Source organism: Burkholderia sp. Bp8998, assembly GCF_003854235.1.
In the GTDB taxonomy this organism is placed as follows: domain Bacteria; phylum Pseudomonadota; class Gammaproteobacteria; order Burkholderiales; family Burkholderiaceae; genus Burkholderia.
The window spans coordinates 124,283-143,935 of the sequence record NZ_QTQF01000002.1; the positions used below are offsets into that span (position 1 = coordinate 124,283).

The 19,653-nt window shown below is 68.6% G+C and carries 15 protein-coding genes; 6 read left to right on the top strand and 9 right to left on the bottom strand.

Translation table 11 applies throughout. The features are described 5' to 3' along the window. Positions 1–35: 35 nt before the first annotated feature. Together DIE06_RS03450 and DIE06_RS03455 are read right to left on the bottom strand one after the other, a co-directional pair. The gene (locus tag DIE06_RS03450) at positions 36–1,682 is read right to left on the bottom strand and encodes a glycoside hydrolase family 32 protein (RefSeq protein ID WP_124660138.1); all 1,647 of its coding nucleotides are present in this window, start codon (positions 1,680–1,682) and stop codon (positions 36–38) included. A 152-nt stretch (positions 1,683–1,834) separates the two neighbouring features. Continuing rightward, on the bottom strand, positions 1,835–3,412 hold the full coding sequence (locus DIE06_RS03455) for a glycoside hydrolase family 68 protein (protein ID WP_124660139.1): 1,578 nt from the start codon (positions 3,410–3,412) through the stop codon (positions 1,835–1,837). Between the two features lie 167 nt (positions 3,413–3,579). Between DIE06_RS03455 and DIE06_RS03460 the strand changes: the two genes are divergently transcribed. The 5 genes from DIE06_RS03460 to DIE06_RS03480 all read left to right on the top strand — a co-directional run bounded on the left by DIE06_RS03460 (position 3,580) and on the right by DIE06_RS03480 (position 8,795). Further along, the gene (locus tag DIE06_RS03460) at positions 3,580–4,614 is read left to right on the top strand and encodes a substrate-binding domain-containing protein (protein ID WP_124660140.1); all 1,035 of its coding nucleotides are present in this window, start codon (positions 3,580–3,582) and stop codon (positions 4,612–4,614) included. A 411-nt stretch (positions 4,615–5,025) separates the two neighbouring features. After that, positions 5,026–5,712, top strand: coding sequence for a type 1 glutamine amidotransferase domain-containing protein (locus DIE06_RS03465; protein ID WP_124660141.1), 687 nt, complete (start codon positions 5,026–5,028; stop codon positions 5,710–5,712). Between the two features lie 144 nt (positions 5,713–5,856). Further along, the gene (locus DIE06_RS03470) at positions 5,857–6,966 is read left to right on the top strand and encodes an NADH:flavin oxidoreductase/NADH oxidase (protein WP_124660142.1); all 1,110 of its coding nucleotides are present in this window, start codon (positions 5,857–5,859) and stop codon (positions 6,964–6,966) included. A gap of 161 nt (positions 6,967–7,127) precedes the next feature. After that, positions 7,128–8,198, top strand: coding sequence for an AI-2E family transporter (locus DIE06_RS03475; RefSeq protein WP_124660143.1), 1,071 nt, complete (start codon positions 7,128–7,130; stop codon positions 8,196–8,198). 222 nt (positions 8,199–8,420) lie between these two features. Next, on the top strand, positions 8,421–8,795 hold the full coding sequence (locus DIE06_RS03480; RefSeq protein ID WP_124660144.1) for a hypothetical protein: 375 nt from the start codon (positions 8,421–8,423) through the stop codon (positions 8,793–8,795). 35 nt (positions 8,796–8,830) lie between these two features. Here the strand turns inward: DIE06_RS03480 and DIE06_RS03485 are convergent, their stop codons facing one another. Beyond that, positions 8,831–9,625, bottom strand: a complete 795-nt coding sequence (locus tag DIE06_RS03485) for an SDR family NAD(P)-dependent oxidoreductase (protein WP_124660145.1) — start codon at positions 9,623–9,625, stop codon at positions 8,831–8,833. Positions 9,626–9,785: 160 nt separating this feature from the next. Here DIE06_RS03485 and DIE06_RS03490 point away from each other — a divergent pair, with 160 nt between their 5' ends. Beyond that, positions 9,786–10,634 carry an AraC family transcriptional regulator gene (locus tag DIE06_RS03490; protein WP_124660146.1) on the top strand — a complete coding sequence of 283 codons (849 nt, stop codon included), beginning with the start codon at positions 9,786–9,788 and terminating at the stop codon, positions 10,632–10,634. Positions 10,635–10,746: 112 nt separating this feature from the next. Here DIE06_RS03490 and DIE06_RS03495 read toward each other — a convergent pair whose 3' ends face one another. The 6 genes from DIE06_RS03495 to DIE06_RS03520 form a co-directional block, all read right to left on the bottom strand. Continuing rightward, a complete protein-coding gene (locus DIE06_RS03495; protein ID WP_124660147.1) occupies positions 10,747–11,352 on the bottom strand; it encodes a LysE family translocator in 606 nt (201 codons plus the stop codon). A gap of 95 nt (positions 11,353–11,447) precedes the next feature. Beyond that, positions 11,448–12,896 (bottom strand): heavy metal sensor histidine kinase, encoded by a 1,449-nt coding sequence (locus tag DIE06_RS03500; RefSeq protein WP_124660148.1) that lies wholly within the window; start codon positions 12,894–12,896, stop codon positions 11,448–11,450. Next, positions 12,893–13,588 (bottom strand): heavy metal response regulator transcription factor, encoded by a 696-nt coding sequence (locus DIE06_RS03505; protein ID WP_124660149.1) that lies wholly within the window; start codon positions 13,586–13,588, stop codon positions 12,893–12,895. The genes DIE06_RS03500 and DIE06_RS03505 overlap by 4 nt, the downstream gene beginning before the upstream one ends. A 22-nt stretch (positions 13,589–13,610) precedes the next feature. Further along, complete coding sequence (locus DIE06_RS03510) at positions 13,611–15,116, bottom strand: efflux transporter outer membrane subunit (RefSeq protein WP_124660406.1); 1,506 nt, start codon at positions 15,114–15,116, stop codon at positions 13,611–13,613. Between the two features lie 5 nt (positions 15,117–15,121). Further along, the gene (locus DIE06_RS03515; protein ID WP_124660150.1) at positions 15,122–16,354 is read right to left on the bottom strand and encodes an efflux RND transporter periplasmic adaptor subunit; all 1,233 of its coding nucleotides are present in this window, start codon (positions 16,352–16,354) and stop codon (positions 15,122–15,124) included. Between the two features lie 33 nt (positions 16,355–16,387). Then, complete coding sequence (locus DIE06_RS03520) at positions 16,388–19,555, bottom strand: efflux RND transporter permease subunit (RefSeq protein ID WP_124660151.1); 3,168 nt, start codon at positions 19,553–19,555, stop codon at positions 16,388–16,390. Positions 19,556–19,653: the final 98 nt, after the last annotated feature.

Genomic DNA, 19,653 nt, shown 5'->3' on the forward strand with positions numbered 1-19,653 from the left:
GTCGGGTGACGCAGCCCTGCCGTCGAATCACCTTGCTAGCGCGATGCACATGCGTCACGGGTCTCGTCGGTCCGATCGCGCGCGTGGAGCTGCGTCACCGTCAGTCCGGAGAACGTCGCGCGCCCATGCTCGGCGAACACGGCGACGCGATCCGCATCCAGCGGCGGAAAGACCAGATCCGTGAGTGCGACGCGGCCGCCGTTCGCGAACACTTCGACCGAGCCGCGATCGACGACGATTTCGAGCTGCAGGCGTCCGTGCTCGAGCGGCAGATCGACGATGTGCTCGCGGCTGAACGTGCCGGCGAAATCCGTCGCGCCGGAGCGGGAGCGGTCGAGCGTCAGCGTGCGCTTCGCGGTGTCGTACACGATCCGGGTGCCGATCGCGCCGTCCGCCGAGCCGCGCACGATCAGGCCCGCGCGGGCCGCGCCTTGCGGCGCGATGGTAACCGTGATGCGCTGGACGACTCCGCGCGTCGCGGCCGACAGTGCGCGGGTGGCGGAGTCGACGCTCAGATCGCCTTCATGCACGGCGGGCCGCCCGTCGGCCCACGCATCGAATGCGGCGGCCGGCGTCACGACGAGCGTCGGCTCGCCGCCGATCGTCTTCAGCGCAAGTTCGCGCGGCAACGCCGTCGCGCCGCGCCAGGGTGCCGTCGGCACTTTCGCCGCGTAGTCCCAGTTGCTCATCCACGCGATCGCGACCGGGCGCGCGCCCGGCGCGCCGGAGAACGTGCCGGCCGCATAGAAGTCGGCGCCATGATCGACCCAGCGGAATTGCGCGGGATCGGAACCGGCCGGCGCGACGCGATCGGGAACGAACGTGCGGCCGTCGAAGTCGCCGACGAAATACATCGCGCCGGAGCCGCCGGCGATCGACCACGGGTTGACGTTGACGATCATCACCCACTTGATGTGCCGCGGATCGTCGTCGACGGGCAGCGGCACGAGGTCGGGCATCTCCCACAGCACACCGGCATGCGGCACGTCCGGCAGCGTGAAGTCGCTCAGGAACGACCAGTGGACCAGGTCGTCGGAGCGGTAGAGCTTCACGACCTGCGCATCGGCGACGACCGTCGTCATCAGCCAGTAGCGTCCCGGCGCGTACCACGACACCTTCGGGTCGCGGAACTGCTTCGATTCCGGATCGAGCGTGAGCACCGGATTGTGCGCGTACGGCTGCCACGTCGCGCCGTGGTCGAGGCTGTACGCGAGCGACTGCGCCTGCGTGCCGGGCGCGTGACCGGAACCTGCCTTGTAGACGCTCGTGTAAAGCGCGACGAGCGGCGTTTGGCCCGGCGCGCCGAGGCCGGACGTGTTGTGCGTGTCGGCGACGATCGAGCCGGAGAAGATTTCCTCCGTCGCGTTCGCGCGCATCGCGACCGGGTGCTCGCGCCAGTGGACGAGATCGGTGCTGGTCGCATGACCCCACGACATGTTGCCCCAGTCGTGGCCGAGCGGGTTGTACTGGTAGAACAGGTGATAGCGGCCGTTTTCATAAACGAGGCCGTTCGGATCGTTCATCCAGTTGCGCTGCGGCGTGTAATGGATGGCGGGGCGCCATTGCGGCGTGCCGCCCGCGGGCGGCGCGGTGCAAGTCGCGTGTGCCGTCTGGATGCCGGCCGCGCACGCGAGCAGCAGCCCGGCGAGCCGGAAGGAAAAGCGGAAAAACGTCGATCTCATGCGGGGTTCCGTGCTTCGCTGCGCGAAGCGGGAAAAGGGCGCATGCCGCGTACAACGGCGGCATGCGCGGTTTGCGGAACAAAAAAGGCAGGCACGCACGCGACACGCGCGATGCGCGCCTGCGGAACGGGCCGGCTACGGGGCCCCGACCGTTACGGCCGGGTGCCCGGGCCGTCGTTGTGACCGGCGCCCGTCGCCGGCAGGTTCGACGGGATTTCGCCATACCCGCCGAGGCCGCCGTTTCCGTACCCGCGGTCGACCGCCGTCGACGTGCCGTTGATGTTGACCTTCACCGTCGGCGCGAGCGTGCCGCCGCGGCGCGGACCGATCGCATCGATGAACGACTCGACGAGCCCGCCCGGCATCACGTAGTGCGAATACGACTGGAATTCGCGCGGGTTCTGGTTCGGGTCCTGCGCATACGGCGCGCCGGCCGGTGCGGAGAAGTCGGTCGGGTTGCCGAGCACGAGGCCGCTGCCGCCGTTCAGCGGCAGGAAGTCGCTGCGGATGCCGTTGCCGACGAAACCGTAGACACCGTCCGGCCCATCGACGCCCGCGGCCATCGTCGTGCGGTGGCTGATCGTGAACAGGTAGTACTTGCCGTCCTTCAGGTAGATCTGCGGGCGCTCGGTCTGGTCGTCGACGCAGTTCGCCGACAGGAGCGGCGGCAGGAACTTCCATTCGGTGAGCTGCGGGTTCGTCGCGACCGCCAGGCCGACATTGGCCTTTTGATACACTGCGCCCGAGTTCATCACGGCATTGAGGTCTTCCTTGTACGGATCGTTCGGCGCGTAGCCGAGATCGGCTTCGGTGCAGGTGCGTGCGCCGCGCTGGCCGCCCGTGTTGCCCTCGAAGACCATGTAGGTCTTGCCCGGGTGCGCGGGATCGGTGAACACGAACGGATCGCGGAACGAGAAGTAGGTGTTCTGCTGGCCGGTCTGGTAGTAGTTGCCGTCCGGCTGCAGCAGCGCCTTGTGATCGTCGAAGCCGCTGAACCACACGTGCTTGTCGTCGGCATGGATGTGGCCGTCGGCGCGCGTGATGATCGCCTGCGGCGGCGTGATGTCGGCGCCGCCGGGCGCCGAGCGGTTGAACGACGTCGCGGTGTAGTAGAGGCTGACGTTGTCGCCGTTCGTGAGGCGCGCCGAGCCCGACCATTCGGCGTTGTTGGTCATCGGTGACGTGCCGAACACCTTGGCGCTCGCACCGTCCGGGAACAGGTGGCCGCCCCAGGTCCAGCCGCCGTTCGCGGGGCGCTGCGACGCGGGGATGCCCGCGCGGCGATAGAAGAAGCCGATGCGCGCATGGACGTGGCGGTCATCGAACGTGTAGCCCGCGTGCGGATCGGCGGTGAGCGAGAAGATCACCTCCCAGCCCTTGTAGCTGAGCTGGTTCGCGCGCAGGTCGGCCAGCGGCCAGGTGTCCCATACCCACACGTTCGAGTTGATCAGCGGGAAATTCTGCGGGATGTCGGGCATCGTCAGCGCTTGGGGCAGCGAATTCTTGTCGGCGCCGGCCGCGTGCGACTGCGCGACGATCTGGCGGATGTCCGCGCGGGTCCAGCGCATCGTGAAGTTGCCCTCGGGGTCGTATGCCTGCTGCGTATGAGGCGTGGGCGCGGGCGCGCCGGCGGTCTGCGCATGCGCGGCGGTCGCGAAGGCGGCCAGTGCGGCGCCGGCGAACAGCAAACGTTTGGCCGCAGTCGCGCGGCAAAAAGGAAAGTAAGTCATGTCGGCGTTGTTTCCGTTGACGGTGAAAGGGAACGACTGGCGGTGGCATTGATATCCAAACCGGTTTGGATGCTATTTCAAACCGGTTTGGACGTCAAAAGATAAATATTTGACGGTAATAACTACCATTCGGCAATAATTGCTGCGCAAGGGTCCGGCCGAATGGCATTTGCAACGCGAGGAGCGACGTGAAGGTGAATCTGAAGGCGCTGTCGGATGCGCTCGGACTGTCGCGCACGACGGTCAGTCGCGCGCTGAACGGCTATGACGACGTGAGCGAGTCGACCCGCGAGCGCGTGATGAAGGCCGCGCGCGAACTCGGCTATGTCGCGGATCCGACCGCGCGCCGGCTGGCGACGGGGCGCTCGGACGCGATCGGCATCGTGTATCCGTTCGGCGTGGGCGATCTCGGTGATCCGCGCTTCGGCGAAGTCGTCGCCGGCATCACCGAGCGGCTCGCCGAGCGCAATCTCGACTTCATCATCGCGGCCGCGCGGCCGAACGCCGAGCTGGACACGTATCGAAGGCTCGTCGACGGCAAGCTCGTCGACGGATTGATCGTCGCACGCACGCTGGTCGACGATCCGCGCCTCGCGTACCTGCGGTCGAGCGCGTTTCCGTACATCGCGTACGGCCGCACGCAGGCCGCCGAGCCTTACGCGTGGTTCGATTTCGACAACGAGGCGGGCGCACGCGATGCCGTGCGGCGCCTGATCGGCTTCGGTCATCGCCGCATCGCGATGATCAGCGCACCGCTGTCGCTCAATTTCGCGATGCAGCGTCGCGCCGGTTATCTCGCGGCGCTGCACGAAGCCGGCATCGAACCCGACCCGGCGCTGCTCGTCGAGTGTCCGTTTACGCGCGACGGCGGGCTGCAGGCCGCGCAGGCGCTGCTCGCGCTGGCCGAACGGCCGACGGCGCTGCTGGTCGACAACAATATCGCGGGCAGCGGTGCGTTCCGGGCGCTGGTCGAGAGCGGCTTGCGCCTGGGGCGCGAGATCTCGTTGATCGTCTATGACGGCGTGCCGCCGGAGGTGGCCCATCCGCATCGCGTGACGGCCGTGGTGCAACCGACCGGACAGGCGACGGGGCGTGCGCTGGCGGACCTGATGCTGGGACTGCTCGCGGACGGCTCTCGTGGCCATCGGCTCGAAATGCCGGTGATCGAGGGCGGCGACACCGACGGGCCGCCGCTCGGCTAACCAAGGCGGCACGCGCGGGGTGCGACCGGCAGTGGACGCTGCGGGATGCGCTCCGTCGCAAAAGCCATGACGCCGGAAGGGCTGAATGCCGGGTTTCTAGACGACCGGTCTAATCCGTGGCTATCATCCAGCCTCATGAATGCGACGCCGTTCCTGACGCGCATCCTGACGCGAAACTGCCATATCGCGCCGCGATGCTGATCGTGCAGGAGATGCCGTCGTTTTTTTCGAGTCTCTTCTAGACGACTGGTCTAATAGGCTTGAATAATATTTTCGGTACGGAGCCGGCACGTTGACACGCGCCAGCGGCCTAACCGGCAGGCGCGCCGTCGTCGCCGGTACGCGACGTGCGTCACGTTGGCCGCCGCCGCGATGCGGCCCCGTTCCCCCATTTCGAAGGAGTGTCCGATCATGAAGATTCTGGTTGTCCTGACCTCGCACGACACGCTCGGCGACACCGGCAAGAAAACCGGCTTCTGGCTCGAGGAACTGGCCGCGCCGTACTACACGTTCAAGGATGCGGGCGTCGAGTTGACGCTCGCGTCGCCGAAGGGCGGCCAGCCGCCGCTTGACCCGAAAAGCAGCGATCCGGCCGCGCAAACCGACGCGACGCGCCGCTTCGATGCCGATCCGGCAGCCAAGGCCGAACTGGCCGCCACGCGCAAGCTGGCCGACGTGTCGGTCGACGATTACGACGCGGTGTTCTATCCGGGCGGGCACGGCCCGCTGTGGGATCTCGCCGAGGACCTGCATTCGATCGGCCTGATCGAGCGCGCGCTGTCGGCCGGCAAGCCGGTCGCGGCCGTGTGCCACGCGCCGGGCGTGCTGCGCCACGTGAAGGATCCGAAGACCGGCGAGTCGGTCGTACGCGGCAAGCGTGCGACGGGCTTCACCAACAGCGAGGAAGCGGCCGTCGAACTGACGGAAGTGGTGCCGTTCCTCGTCGAGGACATGCTGAAGACCAACGGCGCGCAGTTCGAGCGCAGCGCCGACTGGGCGCCGCATGTCGTCACCGACGGGCTGCTGATCACGGGGCAGAACCCCGCGTCGTCGGAACCCGCCGCCGAGGCGCTGCTCGTGCAGCTCGGCCGTCGGTAAGCCGGCCCGGCGCCGGCATGACCGGCGCCGGGCCATATCCGTTGTCGGACGCAACCGTCCCGGCGACGGCCCGAACCGTTCCGCCGTGCGCACCGCACGGCGGCTCATCCCGTCGTTTCGCAGAACCAAGCAAAGGAGTGGTGGATGTCTGCCCTGTTCGAACCGTTCAAACTCAAGGATGTCACGCTGCGCAACCGCATCGCGGTGCCGCCGATGTGCCAGTACGTCGCCGAAGACGGCGTCGTCAACGACTGGCATCACGTGCACCTGGCCGGCATCGCGCGCGGCGGCGCGGGCCTCGTGATCGCGGAGGCGACGGCCGTGTCGCCGGAAGGCCGCATCACGCCGGGTTGCGCCGGGCTGTGGACCGATGCGCAGGCCGAGGCGTTCGCGCCGTCGGTCGCGGCGATCAAGGCGGCGGGCTCGGTGCCGGGCATCCAGATCGCGCATGCGGGCCGCAAGGCGAGCGCGAACCGTCCGTGGGAAGGCGACGATCACATCGCCGACGGCAATCCGCACGGCTGGCAGACCATCGCCCCGTCGGCGGTGCCGTTCGGCGCGCACCTGCCGAAGACGCCGCGGGCGATGACGCATGACGACATCGCCCGCGTGCAGGCCGACTTCGTCGCGTCGGCGAAGCGCGCCCGCGACCTCGGCTTCGAATGGCTCGAGCTGCACTTCGCGCACGGCTACCTCGGCCAGAGCTTCTTCTCCGTGCATTCGAACCAGCGCGACGACGCGTACGGCGGTTCGGCGGAAAACCGCGGGCGTTTCCTCGTCGACACGCTGAAGGCTGTCCGCCAGGTCTGGCCGGAACACCTGCCGCTGACCGCGCGTCTCGGCGTGATCGAATACGACGGTCGCGATGAGGAAACGCTCGCCGAATCGATCGCGCTTACGCAGCGGATGAAGCAGGAAGGGCTCGACATGCTGAGTGTGTCCGTCGGCTTCTCGACGCCCGACGCGCAGATTCCGTGGGGCCCGGCGTTCCTCGCGCCGATCGCGGAGCGCGTGCGCCGCGAGGCCGGCCTGCCGGTGTCGTCCGCCTGGGGGATCGACACGCCGCAACTCGCCGAGCGCGTCGTCGCCGAGCAGCAGCTCGACCTCGTGATGGTCGGCCGCGCGCATCTCGCCGATCCGCACTGGCCGTACTACGCGGCCAGGCAGCTCGGCGTCGAGCGTCCGTCGTGGACGCTGCCCGCGCCGTACGCGCACTGGCTCGAACGCTACCGCGTCGCCGACAAGGCGGCCTGAGCCACGCATTGCACCGCGCGGCGGCGCGGCGTTCGCGGCACGGATTTGACGATGCTTGGCACTGCGTGCGCATGCCGTTGCGGCGCCGATGGATAGAATGGCGGTTCGTACAGGCTTCCGGCCTGCACGAATCGCCATTTTTTCATTTCGACCGAGGTGCCATGCGCGCACATGTCTCGCCGTCCCAGGATTCCGCCGCGCGGCCGCGCACGCAGCAGATCGCCCGCGCCGTGCTGTATGCGGCGCTGCTGGTACTCGCGCTGTGGGTGATCCGCGATTTCCTTCCCGCCATCGCGTGGGCCTGCGTGATTGCGATCGCGCTGTGGCCGTTGCTGAAACGCTTCGAATCGGACCGCTGGTTTCGCGACCGGCCGACCCTGATCGCGACCGCGATCACCGCGGGCGTGTCGCTGCTGGTCGTGCTGCCGGTCGCGATCGCACTGGGGCAGGCGATCTCGCAGGCGCACGACCTGCGCACCTGGCTGCATTCGATCCAGGACAACGGCATTCCGCTGCCGGACATCGTCGGCCGGTTGCCGTACGGTGCCGCGCAGGTCACCGAGTGGTGGCAGGCCAATCTCGGTCATCCGCTGCACGCGGGCACCGCGATGCATGGCGCGAGCGGCGAGAAGTTCATCGCGTTCGGCCGGCAGTTCGGCACGAAGCTCGCGCATGCGCTGTTCGAGTTCGGCTTCATGCTGGTCACGCTGTTCGTGATCATGCGGGCCGGCCACAAGCTGTCGGGTGCGTTGCTGCAGGGCGCGCGGCGCGCGTTCGGCCGCGGCGGCGCGGATCTGATCGAACGGATGGTCTCGGCCGTGTACGGCACGGTCACGGGGCTGGTCGTCGTCGGGTTGGGCGAGGGCGCCATTCTCGGCGTCGCGTATGCGCTCGCGGGCGTCCCGCATGCGGCGCTGCTCGGCCTCGTCACGGCCGTCGCCGCGATGCTGCCGTTCTGCGCGCCGATCGTGTTCTGCGGCGCGGCGCTCTGGCTGTTCGTGCAGGGGACGACCGCGTGGGCCGTCGTGGTGCTGGTGCTCGGCTTCGTGGTCGTGTTCGTCGCCGAGCATTTCGTGCGGCCGGTGCTGATCGGCAGCTCGACCCGCCTGCCGTTCCTGCTCGTGCTGTTCGGCATTCTCGGCGGTGCCGAGACGTTCGGGCTGATCGGGTTGTTCGTCGGCCCGGCGCTGATGACGGTGCTGACGATGCTGTGGACCGAATGGGTCGCCTGACGATGCTGGCCGTTGCGCCGATTCAAAACATCGGCGCAACGGCATGACGCGTGTGCGAGCCCGCACGGTGCCGCAACGATTCGCGACGATCGGGCGCGCGCCGGACCGCGTCGAGCAGGGCGTCGGACACAAGTCTCCACATTTCTTTTCGATCCGGACCCAAAGGTCTAGTAGCATGGGGCTTTCGATCACGCCGGCATGGCGCAGCAGATTTCACCCAGCATGCGATTGATTTCGATGTCCCGTCCCGCCGCGACGCTGTCCCTGGCCGCCAGCTGCCTGATGCTGCACGGCTGCGCGTGGTTCGACTCTTGGCTGCCGTTCTCGTATTCGCGCACGCCGCTCGCGAGGGCCGCGTCGCGGCACGGCGCAACGCGCGCCGACGTCGTCCGCGCCGGCGGCAACCCGCGCAGCGTGTGGATGGTCCGCAACGGCAGCGGCGTCTGCTACAACTACTTCATCGAGCACGGCAACGATCACCGGGCTTACTTCGTCGTGTTCGACAAGGCCGGCGCCGTCACGCAACACGGCTTCGATACCTGCATGGACGCCGATCGCAAGGGCACGCTCCAGCCGGACAAGACCACGTCCCGATAGCGCGGCGGCGCGTTTGCCGTGCCCGCTCCGCGCCGTCAAGCGATCGTATCGACCACCCCGCCGTCGACGCGCAACGCCGCGCCCGTCGTCGCCGAGGCCTGCGGCGAGCACACGTACACGACGAGATTCGCGACTTCCTCCGTCGTCGCCGGCCGCTGGATGATCGAGCTCGCGCGCTGGCTGCGCACGAAATCCACCGCGACGTCGTCGATGCTGCGGCCCGTTTCATCGGCCGTCGCTTTCAGCAGCGCCCGCACGCCTTCTGACATCGTCGGCCCCGGCAGCACCGAATTGACCGTCACGTTCGTCCCGGCCGCGACCTTCGCGAGGCCGCGCGCGATCGCCAGCTGCGCGGTTTTCGTGAACCCGTAGTGAATCATGTCGACCGGGATGTTCAGCCCCGATTCCGACGAAATGAACACGATGCGGCCCGTGTTGCGCGCGAGCATGCCCTTCAGGTAGTGCCGCGCGAGACGCACGCCGGACATCACGTTCATCTGGAAGTAATGCGTCCATTCATCGTCGTCGATGTCGAAGAATGCCTTCAGCCCGTAGATGCCCGCATTGTTGACGAGGATGTCGGCGTCCGGCGTGTGCTGCGTGATGCGCGCGGCGCCGGCGGCGTCGGACAGGTCGGCGGCGACGCCGTCGATGTCCGCGTCGGGTACCGCGGTGCGCAGCAGCGCGAGCGCGGCGTCGACCGACTTGTCGCTGCGTCCGTTGACGACGACGCGCGCGCCCGCCTGCGCGAGCCCTTCGGCGATCGCCAGCCCGATGCCGGCGGTGGAAGCGGTGACGACCGCGGTCTTGCCTGTCAGATCGATGTGCATGAGCGTACCGGTTGGAAGAGGGAACGGAACCCGCCGCGTGTGCCGCGGCGGCCGAATTCAAAGCTTAGGCGATCCGGCCGGGAAGCGTCGGTACGCGGTTGCATCGCGCCGCGCAGTCTTGTACGGTGTGCGTTCGCCGTCCGATCCGGGAGCCTGTCGCTTGAGCCGTTCCGCCAACCCCCTCGCCGTCCCGTCGCCGTTCTGGCGCGACGCCGCGCTGCCGTTCATCGAGGCGCGCACCGTCGACGACGGGCGGACGATCTGCTACGCGAAGCACACGCACGACACGTTTTCGCTCGGCGCGATCGTCGGCGGCACAAGCACCTACCTGAACGGCGCGACGAAGGAGCACGTCGGACGCGGCGTGCTCGTGATCATCGATCCGGAACAGGTGCATGCGTGCAATCCGTACGGCCCCGACGCATGGGCGTACCGGATGGTCTACGTGGACGTGCCGTGGCTCACACGCCTGCAGCATTCGCTCGGGCGCGATCCGAACCGCGATTTTCACGGGTTTTCGCCGAAGTTGACGGAACGGCACGACCTGTTCGCGCAGTTCGGCGGCTTTTACCGCACGCTCGTGGCGCCCGGCGTCGATCCGCTCGGCAAGGAAAGCGCGGCGGTCGAATTCTTCACGCGGCTGCACGGCGCGCTCGATCGCGAACTGCCCGGCGCCGCGCCGCGCGGTGCCGACAACGCGAAGCTCGCGCGCGCGGCCGACTACATCGCCGCGCACTGCCGTCAGGCCGTCACGCTCGATGCGATCTGCGCGGCCGCCGACCTGTCGCCGTCCTACCTGATCCGCGCGTTCAACGCCCGTTACGGGATGACGCCGCATGCGTTCCTGATCGACCGTCGCGTGCAATACGGCCGCGCGGAGCTGCGCCGCGGCAGGCCGATCGCCGATGTCGCGCTCGATGCGGGCTTCGCGGACCAGGCGCATTTCCAGCGCGCGTTCCGTCGCATCGCGGCCGCCACGCCCGGGCAATACCGAAGCGCCGCGTGTTGAGCGGCGAGCGGGCGGGGCGACACCGCACGCCGCACACCGCACGGCCGACGACGCGTTGCATCATCGGCCGCCGGCGGCACCGGCCGCAACAACGTGTGTCACAGCGCCAGCGTTAGATATCGAGCAAATAAAGCGCGCTACCCGCGAGCAGCAGTGCCATCGCGCGGTTGAACAGCCGCATCCGCCGCGCATTCGCGAGCCGGTGCCGCAGCGACGCACCCGCATACGCCCAGCACGCGATCGACGCAAAGCAGATCACCAGATACAGCGCCGCGAATTGCCACACCTGCGCGCGGTCGCCGTCGGCCGCATACGCACCCATCGCGGCCACGCACGCAAGCCACGCCTTCGGATTCAGCCACTGCATCGCCGCGCCGGCCGCGGCCGACGGGCCGGCGACGTTCGGCGCGTCCGGGGCGGCCGGGTCGGACGACAACCGGCCGTCGTCGAGCGCGAGCCGCAGCGCGAGGTAAAGCAGGAACGCGATCCCCGCCCATTGGGTGACGGCGGTCAGCATTGGCCAGCGCGCGAGCGCCGCGTGCAGCCCGAGGCCGATCAGCAGGAACAGCGCGACGAAGCCGAGCGTGGCGCCGGCCGCATAGCGCAGGCTTGCGCCGAGACCGTGGCGCGCGCCCGCGCTGAGCGCGACGATGTTGACGGGACCGGGTGTGATCGACGACGCCAGCGCGAACGCGGCCATCGAAACCAGCATGCTCATCTGTTGCCTCCATGCGAATGTCAAAGTCGCATCGAGACTAAAGAAGCCACGCGGGCCCGTATTGAAGAAAACTGCCCTCGGCGGTGGGGCCGACGTCAGTGCAACGCGCGCGGCGCGGGCGTTGGCTGCTGCGCATGCGGGCCGCCGGCATCGGCCGCGCGCAGCGGGTTGCCGCCGGACGGTTGCGTCGACACTGAAAAACCGAATGTATTGACGCCGCCCGAACATGCGACGAACACGCTGCCGCCGTGCATCTCCGCGACGGCCTTGACGATCGACAGCCCGAGCCCGTGGTTCTCCTTGCTGTTCGCGCGCGCTTCCTCGAGCCGGTAGAAACGCTCGAACACGTGCGAGCGCTGCGCGGGGTCGATCGGCTCGCCGGGGTTCGCGACCGACACGTCGATGAGCGTGTCGCGCGGCGTGATCGTCACGTTCAGCGTCGCGCCGGGCGCCGAATGCTGGATTGCGTTGATCAGCAGGTTGGTCATCGCGCGGCGGAACAACGACGGGTCGACCGCCGCACGCGCATCGCCGTGCAGTTCGGCACGCAACTGCGCTTCGTCGAGCGGAATCTCGAGGAAGTCGAGCATGCGCCGCACCTCGTCGGCGAGCGACACGTGCTTCAGGTCGGTCGCGCGTTCGCCGCGATCGCTGCGCGACAGGAACAGCATGTCGTTGATGATCACGCGCAACCGTTCGAACTCTTCGAGGTTCGATTGCAGCGTCTGACGCATCCGGTCGACCGAACGGTCGCGGCTCGTCAGCGCGACCTGGGTCTGGCCGATCAGGATGCTGATCGGCGTGCGCAACTCGTGCGCGACGTCCGCGTTGAACGCCTCGAGCCGCGCATAGGTCTGCTGGATGCGCTCGAGCGCGCCGTTGAACGACGCGGCGAGATCGCGCAGCTCGGTCGGCAGCGCGTCGGTCTGCAGCCGCTGGCGGCGATTGGTGGCACTGATGGCCGCCGCGTCCTGCGACAGCCGTTCGAGCGGCGCGAGCCCGAAGCGCGCGACCGCTCGGCCCAGCAGCAGCGTGATCACGGTGGCGATCGCGATCAGCGCGGCGAGCGTCCATACGAAATGGCGCAGCATCCGCTGCGTGCGCTCGCACGACGACGCGACGATGAGCTTCAGGTCCGGGCGCTCGCCGCTGCCTGCGATCGGGACGGTCTTCGTCATCACGTCGTAGCTGCTGTGGTTGAGCGCGTACTGCTGGAACGCACCGAACGGTTCGCCGACGGGCACGCCGTCGACCGGATGGCCGAAGCGGAAGTCGGGGTCGAGGCTCTCGACCTGATAGCGCGTCGATCCGTCGGGCGGTTCGAGGTCGGCGAGCTTTTCCTGCATCAGGCGTCCGCGCGCGGCCGTGGTCGCATGCGACACGATCATTTGAGCAACCTTCGCGCGCGTGTCGATCGTCGCGCGCAGTTCGGCGAACAGCTGGCGCTCCATCATCACGAACAGCCCGCAGCCGACCAGCGTGAACACGAGCAGCGACACGATGCCGAACATCGCCGACAGGCGCAGGGTGATCGAGCGTTTCATGGGTGCCGCTCCGTGTCGCCGTCCTCGCGCGCCTCGAGCACGTAGCCCATCCCGCGGATCGTGTGCAGCAGTTTCTCCGCGAACGGGCCGTCGAGCTTCGCGCGCAGGCGCTTGATCGCCGTCTCGACGACGTTCGCGTTGCTGTCGAAGTTCACGTCCCACACGAGCTCGGCGATCGTCGTCTTCGACAGCACCTCGCCGCTGCGCCGCGCGAGCACGCCGAGCAGCTGGAATTCCTGCGCGGTCAGGTCGAGGCGCGTGCCGTCGCGGCTCGCGCGGCGGCCGATCAGGTCGACGCGCAGGTCGCCGATCGAGATCAGCGTCGATTCCTGCACGCGCGCACGGCGCGTGAGCGCGCGCAGGCGTTCGATCAGCTCGAGGAACGAGAAGGGCTTGGTCAGGTAGTCGTCGGCGCCGCCGCGCAGCCCGCGCACGCGGTCGTCGACGCGGTCGCGCGCGGTCAGCATGATCACCGGCGTCTGCTTCTGCGCGCGCAATGCGCGCAGCACGCCGAAGCCGTCGAGCTTCGGCAGCATCACGTCGAGCACGACCACGTCGTAGTCGAATTCGACGGCCTTCCACGCGCCGTCCTCACCGTCGAGCGCGGTGTCGACGACCCAGCCTTCCTCGGTGAGGCCGCTCTTCAGGTATTCGACGACTTTCGGTTCGTCTTCGACGATCAGGACTTTCATGGGCTTTGTTCGCGTAACCGGGTTAGGGGGCGTTGCGCGTGGCGGGCTGCGGGCCGGCCGCCGCGACGTCGGTCGGCGCCGTGCCGCCCGTCGCGCCGCCGTCCCAGCCGCCGCCGAGCGCCTTCGCGAGAAACACGACGAGCGCCGCGCGCTGGCCCTGGATCTGCACGGCCTGGCGCTCGCTCGTCAGCAACTGCTGCTGGGCCGTCAGCACGTCGATGAACGGCGTGAGGCCGCCCGCGTAGCGGTCCTGCGCGAGCGACACGAGCTTGCGCGCGTCGTCGACGGCCGCCGATGCCTGCTGCGCGGCGTGCGCCAGCACCGACAGGCCCGTCACCGCATTCTGCACCTCCTGGAACGCGGTGAGCACGGTCTGCCGGTAATTGGCCTGCGCGGCCACGTAGCCGGCCTGCGCGAAATCGACGCCGGCCTTCAGCTTGCCGCCTTCGAACAGCGGCTGGCTGACCGACGCGCCGACCGACCACAGCAGCGCCGGCACGGTGAACAGGCCCGAGAAGCGCGTCGCGTCCCAGCCGATGTCTGGCGACAGCGCGATGCGTGGGAAATATGCGGCGCGCGCGACGCCGATCTGCGCGTTCGCGGCGGCCATCGCGCGCTCGGCCGACGCGACGTCGGGCCGCCGCTGCAGCAGGTCGCTCGGCATCCCGGTCGGCAGTGCGGGCGCATTGATCGGCACCACGCGCGGCGGCAGCGAGAACGCGGGGGCCGGCGTACCGACCAGCGTCGCGATCGCCGTCTCGACCTGCGCGCGCTGCTGGATCAGCAGTTGTGCCTGCGTGCGCGTCGCATCGAGCTGCGAACGTTGCTGCAGCAGGTCGAGGCCCGACACCGCGCCGAGGTCGTGGCGCGCGCTCACGTAGTCGAGCGCCTTCTGCTGCAGGTCGATCGAGCGCCTGACGACGTCGATTTCCGTGTCGAGCTCGCGCAGCGCGAAGTAGCTCGACGCGAGATCGGCGCTCAGCACCAGGCGCGCGTTCGCGAAATCGTCGCGCGCCTGCTCGGAGCTGGCCTGCGCCGATTCGACGCCGCGCCGCACGCGGCCGAACAGGTCGAGTTCGTAGCTGACGCTCGCGCCGACCTGGATCTCGTTCTGCACGGTCGACATGCTCTTCGTCGCGTAGTTGGTCTGCGGCCGGTCCGCGGAAATCTTGAACCGCTGGCCGCTCGCGTTCAGGCCGACGGCCGGATACTGCGCGGATGCGACCGACGCGAGCGTCGCCTTCGCCTGGTCGTAGCGCGCGGCGACGGCCTTCAGGTTCTGGTTGTTGCGCAGCGCGTCGGCTTCGAGCGCGTCGAGTTGCGCGTCGCCGAACGCGGTCCACCAGGCCGGTTCAAGCGGTGCACGGGCCGGCGCGGCCGGGTGCCAGTACGCGTCGGCCGGGTCGAGCCGCCACGTGGCCGGCGTCTCGACGGCGGGGCGCCGGTAGTCGGGGCCGACCGTGCAGCCGGCGAGCGCCGCGACCGCGACGATGGTCAGGACTGCCGTGGGGCGCAGGCGGGCGTGCATCGCGCTCACGACTTCGCTCCCGCGGCCGCGGAGGCCGGCTTCACGACGGGCGGCGCCTGCACGATGACGGTGTCGCCGTTCGCGAGCGCGTCGCTCGGGTTCGCGACGAGGCGGTCGTTCGGCGTGAGCGGGCCGTCGACTTCGAGCGTCTGCCCGATCGTGCGCGCGACCGTCACCGCCTTCAGGCGCACCTGGCCGTTCGCGTCGACGGTCGCGACCGTCGGCCCTTCGGCGCGGAACAGCAGCGTGCTGGCCGGAATCTGCAGGCGGCCGACCGGCGTCATCGGCAGCGTCGCCTGCACGTAGGCGCCGGGCAGCAGCCGGCCGTCCGGGTTCGGCAGCGTGATCTCGATCTGCAGCGAACGCGTCGCGACGTCGATCGCCTGGGACGTGCGAGTGACCGTGCCGTCGAAGGTCTGGCCGGGCAGTTCGGCCTGCGCGACGCTCACGTGCTGGTCGACCTTCACATGCTGCGCATAGGCTTGCGGCACCTGCACGTACAGGCGCAGCCGGTCGGCCTGCACGACCGTGAACAGCGAGCGGCCCGCGTTACCGGAGTTGACGAGGTCGCCGACGTCGACGTTGCGCTGCGTGACGATCCCGTCGATCGGCGCGACGATGCGCTGGAAGCCCTTCAGTTCGGTGAGCCGGCGCATGTTCGCGTCGGCCGCGGCGAGGTTCGCGGTGCCCTGGTTGAATGCACCCTGGCGGTCGTCGAGTTCCTGCTGCGACACCGCATCGCGCTGGCGCAGCTGCTGCGCGCGGTCGAACGATGTCTTCGCGAGCGCGAGCGCGGCCTGCGCCTGCTGGCGCTGCGCGGTGGCCTGCGCGAGTTCCTGGTTCAGTTCGGGCGTGTCGAGCTCGGCGAGCAGCTGGCCTTGCTTCACGTGCGCGCCGATGTCGACCTGCCAGCGCAGCACGTAGCCGCTCGCACGCGCATAGATCGGCGCCTCGACGAAGCCGCGCAGCGTGCCCGGCAGCGACAGCTTGCCGCCGGTGGCCGCATCGACCGGATGCACGACGTTCACGTACTGGCGCGTGTTCTGCTCGGCCACCGCGTCGAGCCGGCCGCGGTTCAGCACGTTGACGACGATCGTGCGCGCGGCGCCCGCGGCCAGCAGCACGCCGATCACGATCAGTACGACCCGCCCGCGCCGCGACACCGACGTGCGCGTCGGCAGGTGCATGCCGTGTTCGTCCACCTGGATGCCGACGGAGCTGTGATGTTTCTCTTCCATGAATTGACCGGGTCGATAGGCTAGGGGCGAAAGTCAGTGTCCGGCCTGGCGCGCGCGCCGGCGCGCCAGCCGCGCATGCACGCCGCCGAACACGAGCGGCACGAACAGCAGCGTCGAAACGGTGGCGAACAGCAGGCCGCCGATCACCGCGCGGCCGAGCGGCGCGTTCTGCTCGGCGCCTTCGCCGAGACCGAGCGCCATCGGCACCATCCCGATGATCATCGCGAGCGCCGTCATCAGCACCGGGCGGATCCGCGTCGCGCCGGCCTCCAGCGCGGCCGTGAGCGGCGGCGCGCCGGCCGCGAGGCGCTGGCGCGCGAACGAGACGACCAGGATGCTGTTCGCGGTCGCGACGCCCACCGTCATGATCGCGCCCGTCAGCGCGGGCACGCTCAGGTGCGTGCCGGTGATGAACAGCATCCACGCGATGCCGGCGAGCGCGGCCGGCATCGCGCTGATGATGATCAGCGGATCGAGCCATGACTGGAAATTCACGACGATCAGCAGGTAGACGAGCACGATCGCCATCGCGACGCCCGCGCCGAGGCCGAGGTACGACGTGCGCATCGTCTCGACCTGGCCGCGCACCGACAGCTCGGTGCCGCGCGGCAGCGTCGCGCGCGCGTCGGACACGATCCGGTCGATCTCGCCCGCGACCGAGCCGAGATCGCGGCCCTCGACGCTCACGTAAAGGTCGATCGCCGGACGGATGTTGTAGTGCGTGATCACGGCCGGGCTCGCGACCGGATGGACCTGCACGAGGTTGCCGAGCAGTTGCAGCGGCATGCCCGTGCGACCGCTCGCGGAAATCGGCGTGCCGAGCAGGTCGTCGATCGACGAGATGTTGTATTGCGGGGTCTGGATCTGCAGCGGGTACTGGACGCCCGTGCGCGGATTGATCCAGAACGACGGGGTCGTCTGGGAACTGCCCGACAGCGAGATCAGCATGTTCTGCGCGACGTTCTGCGCGGAGAGGCTGAGCTGCTGCATGCGCGTACGGTCCATGTCGGCCACCAGGGTCGGTTCGTCGTTGCGCTGCAGCACGTGCACGTCGACGGCGCCGGGGATTTGCCTGATCTTCTTCATCAGGCTGCTCGCGATAGCCATGTTACTCGCGAGATCGTTGCCGAGCACCTGCAGGTCGATCGCGGCCGGCTGACCGAAGTTGAGGATCTGCGTGATGATGTCCGACGGCTGGAAGAAGAATTCGACGCTGGGGAAGCGCTGCGGCAGCAGCGCGCGCAGCGTCTGCACGTAGTGCTGGGTCGAGCGGTGGCCCGGCTTCAGCGCGATCATCAGTTCGCCGTCGAGCGTGCCGACCGTGCCGCTGTTGCTGTACGACAGGTTGATGCCGCTCACCGGCAGCCCGAGGTTGTCGACGATCGCGCCGAGTTCGTCGCGCGGCACGACCTCGCGGATCACGCGCTCGACCTGGTCGGCGAGGCGCGCGGTTTCCTCGATCCGGAAGCCGGTCGGCGCGCGCATGTGCAGCCGGATGTTGCCGGAATCGGCGTTCGGGAAGAAGTCGCGGCCGAGCACGAACACGAGGCCGGTCGACAGCACGCAGAAGCCGAGGAAGCAGGTCGCGTAGAAGCGGCGGCGCACCAGCAGGATGCTGAGCAGCACGACGTACCACGCGCGCAGCCGCTCGAACGCGGCGTTGAAGGCGTGATGGAGGCGCGCGAAGCGCGACGTCGAGTGATCGGGGCCGGTGCTGGCCTGCTGCGGGCGGAACAGCAGCATCGCGAGCGTCGGCACGAGCGTGCGCGACAGCACGTACGACGCGAGCATCGCGAACACCACGGCTTCGGCCAGCGGCACGAACAGGAAGCGTGCGACGCCCGTCAGGAAGAACATCGGCACGAACACGATGCAGATGCACAGCGTCGACACGAACGCCGGGACCGCGATTTCACCCGCGCCTTCGAGGATCGCCTCGTGCAAGTCCGTTCCGAGATGCAGGTGCCGCTCGATGTTCTCGATCGTGACGGTCGCGTCGTCGACCAGGATCCCCACCGCGAGCGCGAGCCCGCCGAGCGTCATGATGTTGATGGTCTCGCCGAGCGCCGACAGTGCGATCAGCGACGTGAAGATCGACAGCGGAATCGAGATCGCGATGATCAGCGTGCTGCGCCAGTTGCCGAGGAACAGCAGGATCATCATCGCGGTCAGCACGGCGGCGATCAGCGCTTCGTGGATCACCCCCTGCACGGCGGCGTTGACGAACACCGACTGGTCGAACAGCGGCGTGATCGTGAGCCCTTCGGGCAGCGTCGGGATCACCTTCGGCAGCAGCGCCTTCAGGTCCGACACGACCTTCAGCGTCGACGCGTCGCCGGTCTTCAGGATCGACATCAGCACGCCGCGCTGGCCGTTCTGGCGCACGACGTTGGTCTGCGGTGCGAAGCCGTCGCGCACCGACGCGACTTCGCGCAGGTAGGTTGTCGCGCCGTTGACGGTCTGGACTGGCAGGCCGTTGATGTCGGCGATCGTGTCGGCCGACGCGTTCGTGTCGATCCGGTATTCGGTCTGGCCCATCTTCGCGGTGCCGGTCGGCAGCACGAGGTTCTGCGTGTTGACCGCGTTGACGATGTCGGCGGGCGTGAGGCCCTTGGCGAGCAGCGCCTGCGGATCGAGGTCGATCGCGACCACGCGCGTGCGGCCGCCGTACGGAAACGGGATCTGCGCGCCGGGGATGGTGATCAATTGCGGACGCAGGAAGTTGAGGGCGATGTCGGCAAGCGACTGTTCGCTGAGCGTCTGGCTCGACAGCCCGAGCTGGATCACCGGGATGCTCGACGCCGAATAGGTGATCACGAGCGGTGGCGTCGCCCCCTGCGGCATCTGCCGCACGATCGCCTGCGCGGACGAGACCGTCTGCGCGATCGCGGTCTGCACGTTCGCGCCGGGCTGCAGGAACACCTTCACGACCGCGATGCCCGGCAGCGACGTCGACTCGATGTGCTGGATGTTGTTGACGGTGGTCGTCAGTATCCGTTCATGGACGGCCGTGATGCGGTTGGTCATCTCCTTCGCGGAGAAGCCGTTGTAATTCCAGATCACGCTGATGACCGGGATGTTGACCGCAGGCAGCACGTCGACGGGCGTGCGCATCAGCGCAAGCGGGGTGGCCAGCACGATCATGATGGCCATCACGATGAACGTGTAGGGGCGCCTGAGCGCGAGATTGACGATCCACATGGAGGCGGCGGGACAGGCGGTGATCAGGCGTCGGTGAAGGGAACCCGAATGATAGGCGTCGGGCCGGAACGGGTTACTGACGCGAAACTGGCTGAATT

What these genes read in the sequence shown, in the direction of transcription:
- DIE06_RS03450 (WP_124660138.1), bottom strand. Translation starts at nt 1,682, where the DNA reads ATGAGATCGACGTTTTTCCGCTTTTCCTTCCGGCTCGCCGGGCTGCTG.
- DIE06_RS03505 (WP_124660149.1), bottom strand. Translation starts at nt 13,588, where the DNA reads ATGAAAGTCCTGATCGTCGAAGACGAACCGAAAGTCGTCGAATACCTG.
- DIE06_RS03470 (WP_124660142.1), top strand. Translation starts at nt 5,857, where the DNA reads ATGTCTGCCCTGTTCGAACCGTTCAAACTCAAGGATGTCACGCTGCGC.
- DIE06_RS03475 (WP_124660143.1), top strand. Translation starts at nt 7,128, where the DNA reads ATGCGCGCACATGTCTCGCCGTCCCAGGATTCCGCCGCGCGGCCGCGC.
- DIE06_RS03520 (WP_124660151.1), bottom strand. Translation starts at nt 19,555, where the DNA reads ATGTGGATCGTCAATCTCGCGCTCAGGCGCCCCTACACGTTCATCGTG.
- DIE06_RS03515 (WP_124660150.1), bottom strand. Translation starts at nt 16,354, where the DNA reads ATGGAAGAGAAACATCACAGCTCCGTCGGCATCCAGGTGGACGAACAC.
- DIE06_RS03495 (WP_124660147.1), bottom strand. Translation starts at nt 11,352, where the DNA reads ATGAGCATGCTGGTTTCGATGGCCGCGTTCGCGCTGGCGTCGTCGATC.
- DIE06_RS03510 (WP_124660406.1), bottom strand. Translation starts at nt 15,116, where the DNA reads ATGCACGCCCGCCTGCGCCCCACGGCAGTCCTGACCATCGTCGCGGTC.
- DIE06_RS03500 (WP_124660148.1), bottom strand. Translation starts at nt 12,896, where the DNA reads ATGAAACGCTCGATCACCCTGCGCCTGTCGGCGATGTTCGGCATCGTG.
- DIE06_RS03455 (WP_124660139.1), bottom strand. Translation starts at nt 3,412, where the DNA reads ATGACTTACTTTCCTTTTTGCCGCGCGACTGCGGCCAAACGTTTGCTG.
- DIE06_RS03465 (WP_124660141.1), top strand. Translation starts at nt 5,026, where the DNA reads ATGAAGATTCTGGTTGTCCTGACCTCGCACGACACGCTCGGCGACACC.
- DIE06_RS03480 (WP_124660144.1), top strand. Translation starts at nt 8,421, where the DNA reads ATGCGATTGATTTCGATGTCCCGTCCCGCCGCGACGCTGTCCCTGGCC.
- DIE06_RS03485 (WP_124660145.1), bottom strand. Translation starts at nt 9,625, where the DNA reads ATGCACATCGATCTGACAGGCAAGACCGCGGTCGTCACCGCTTCCACC.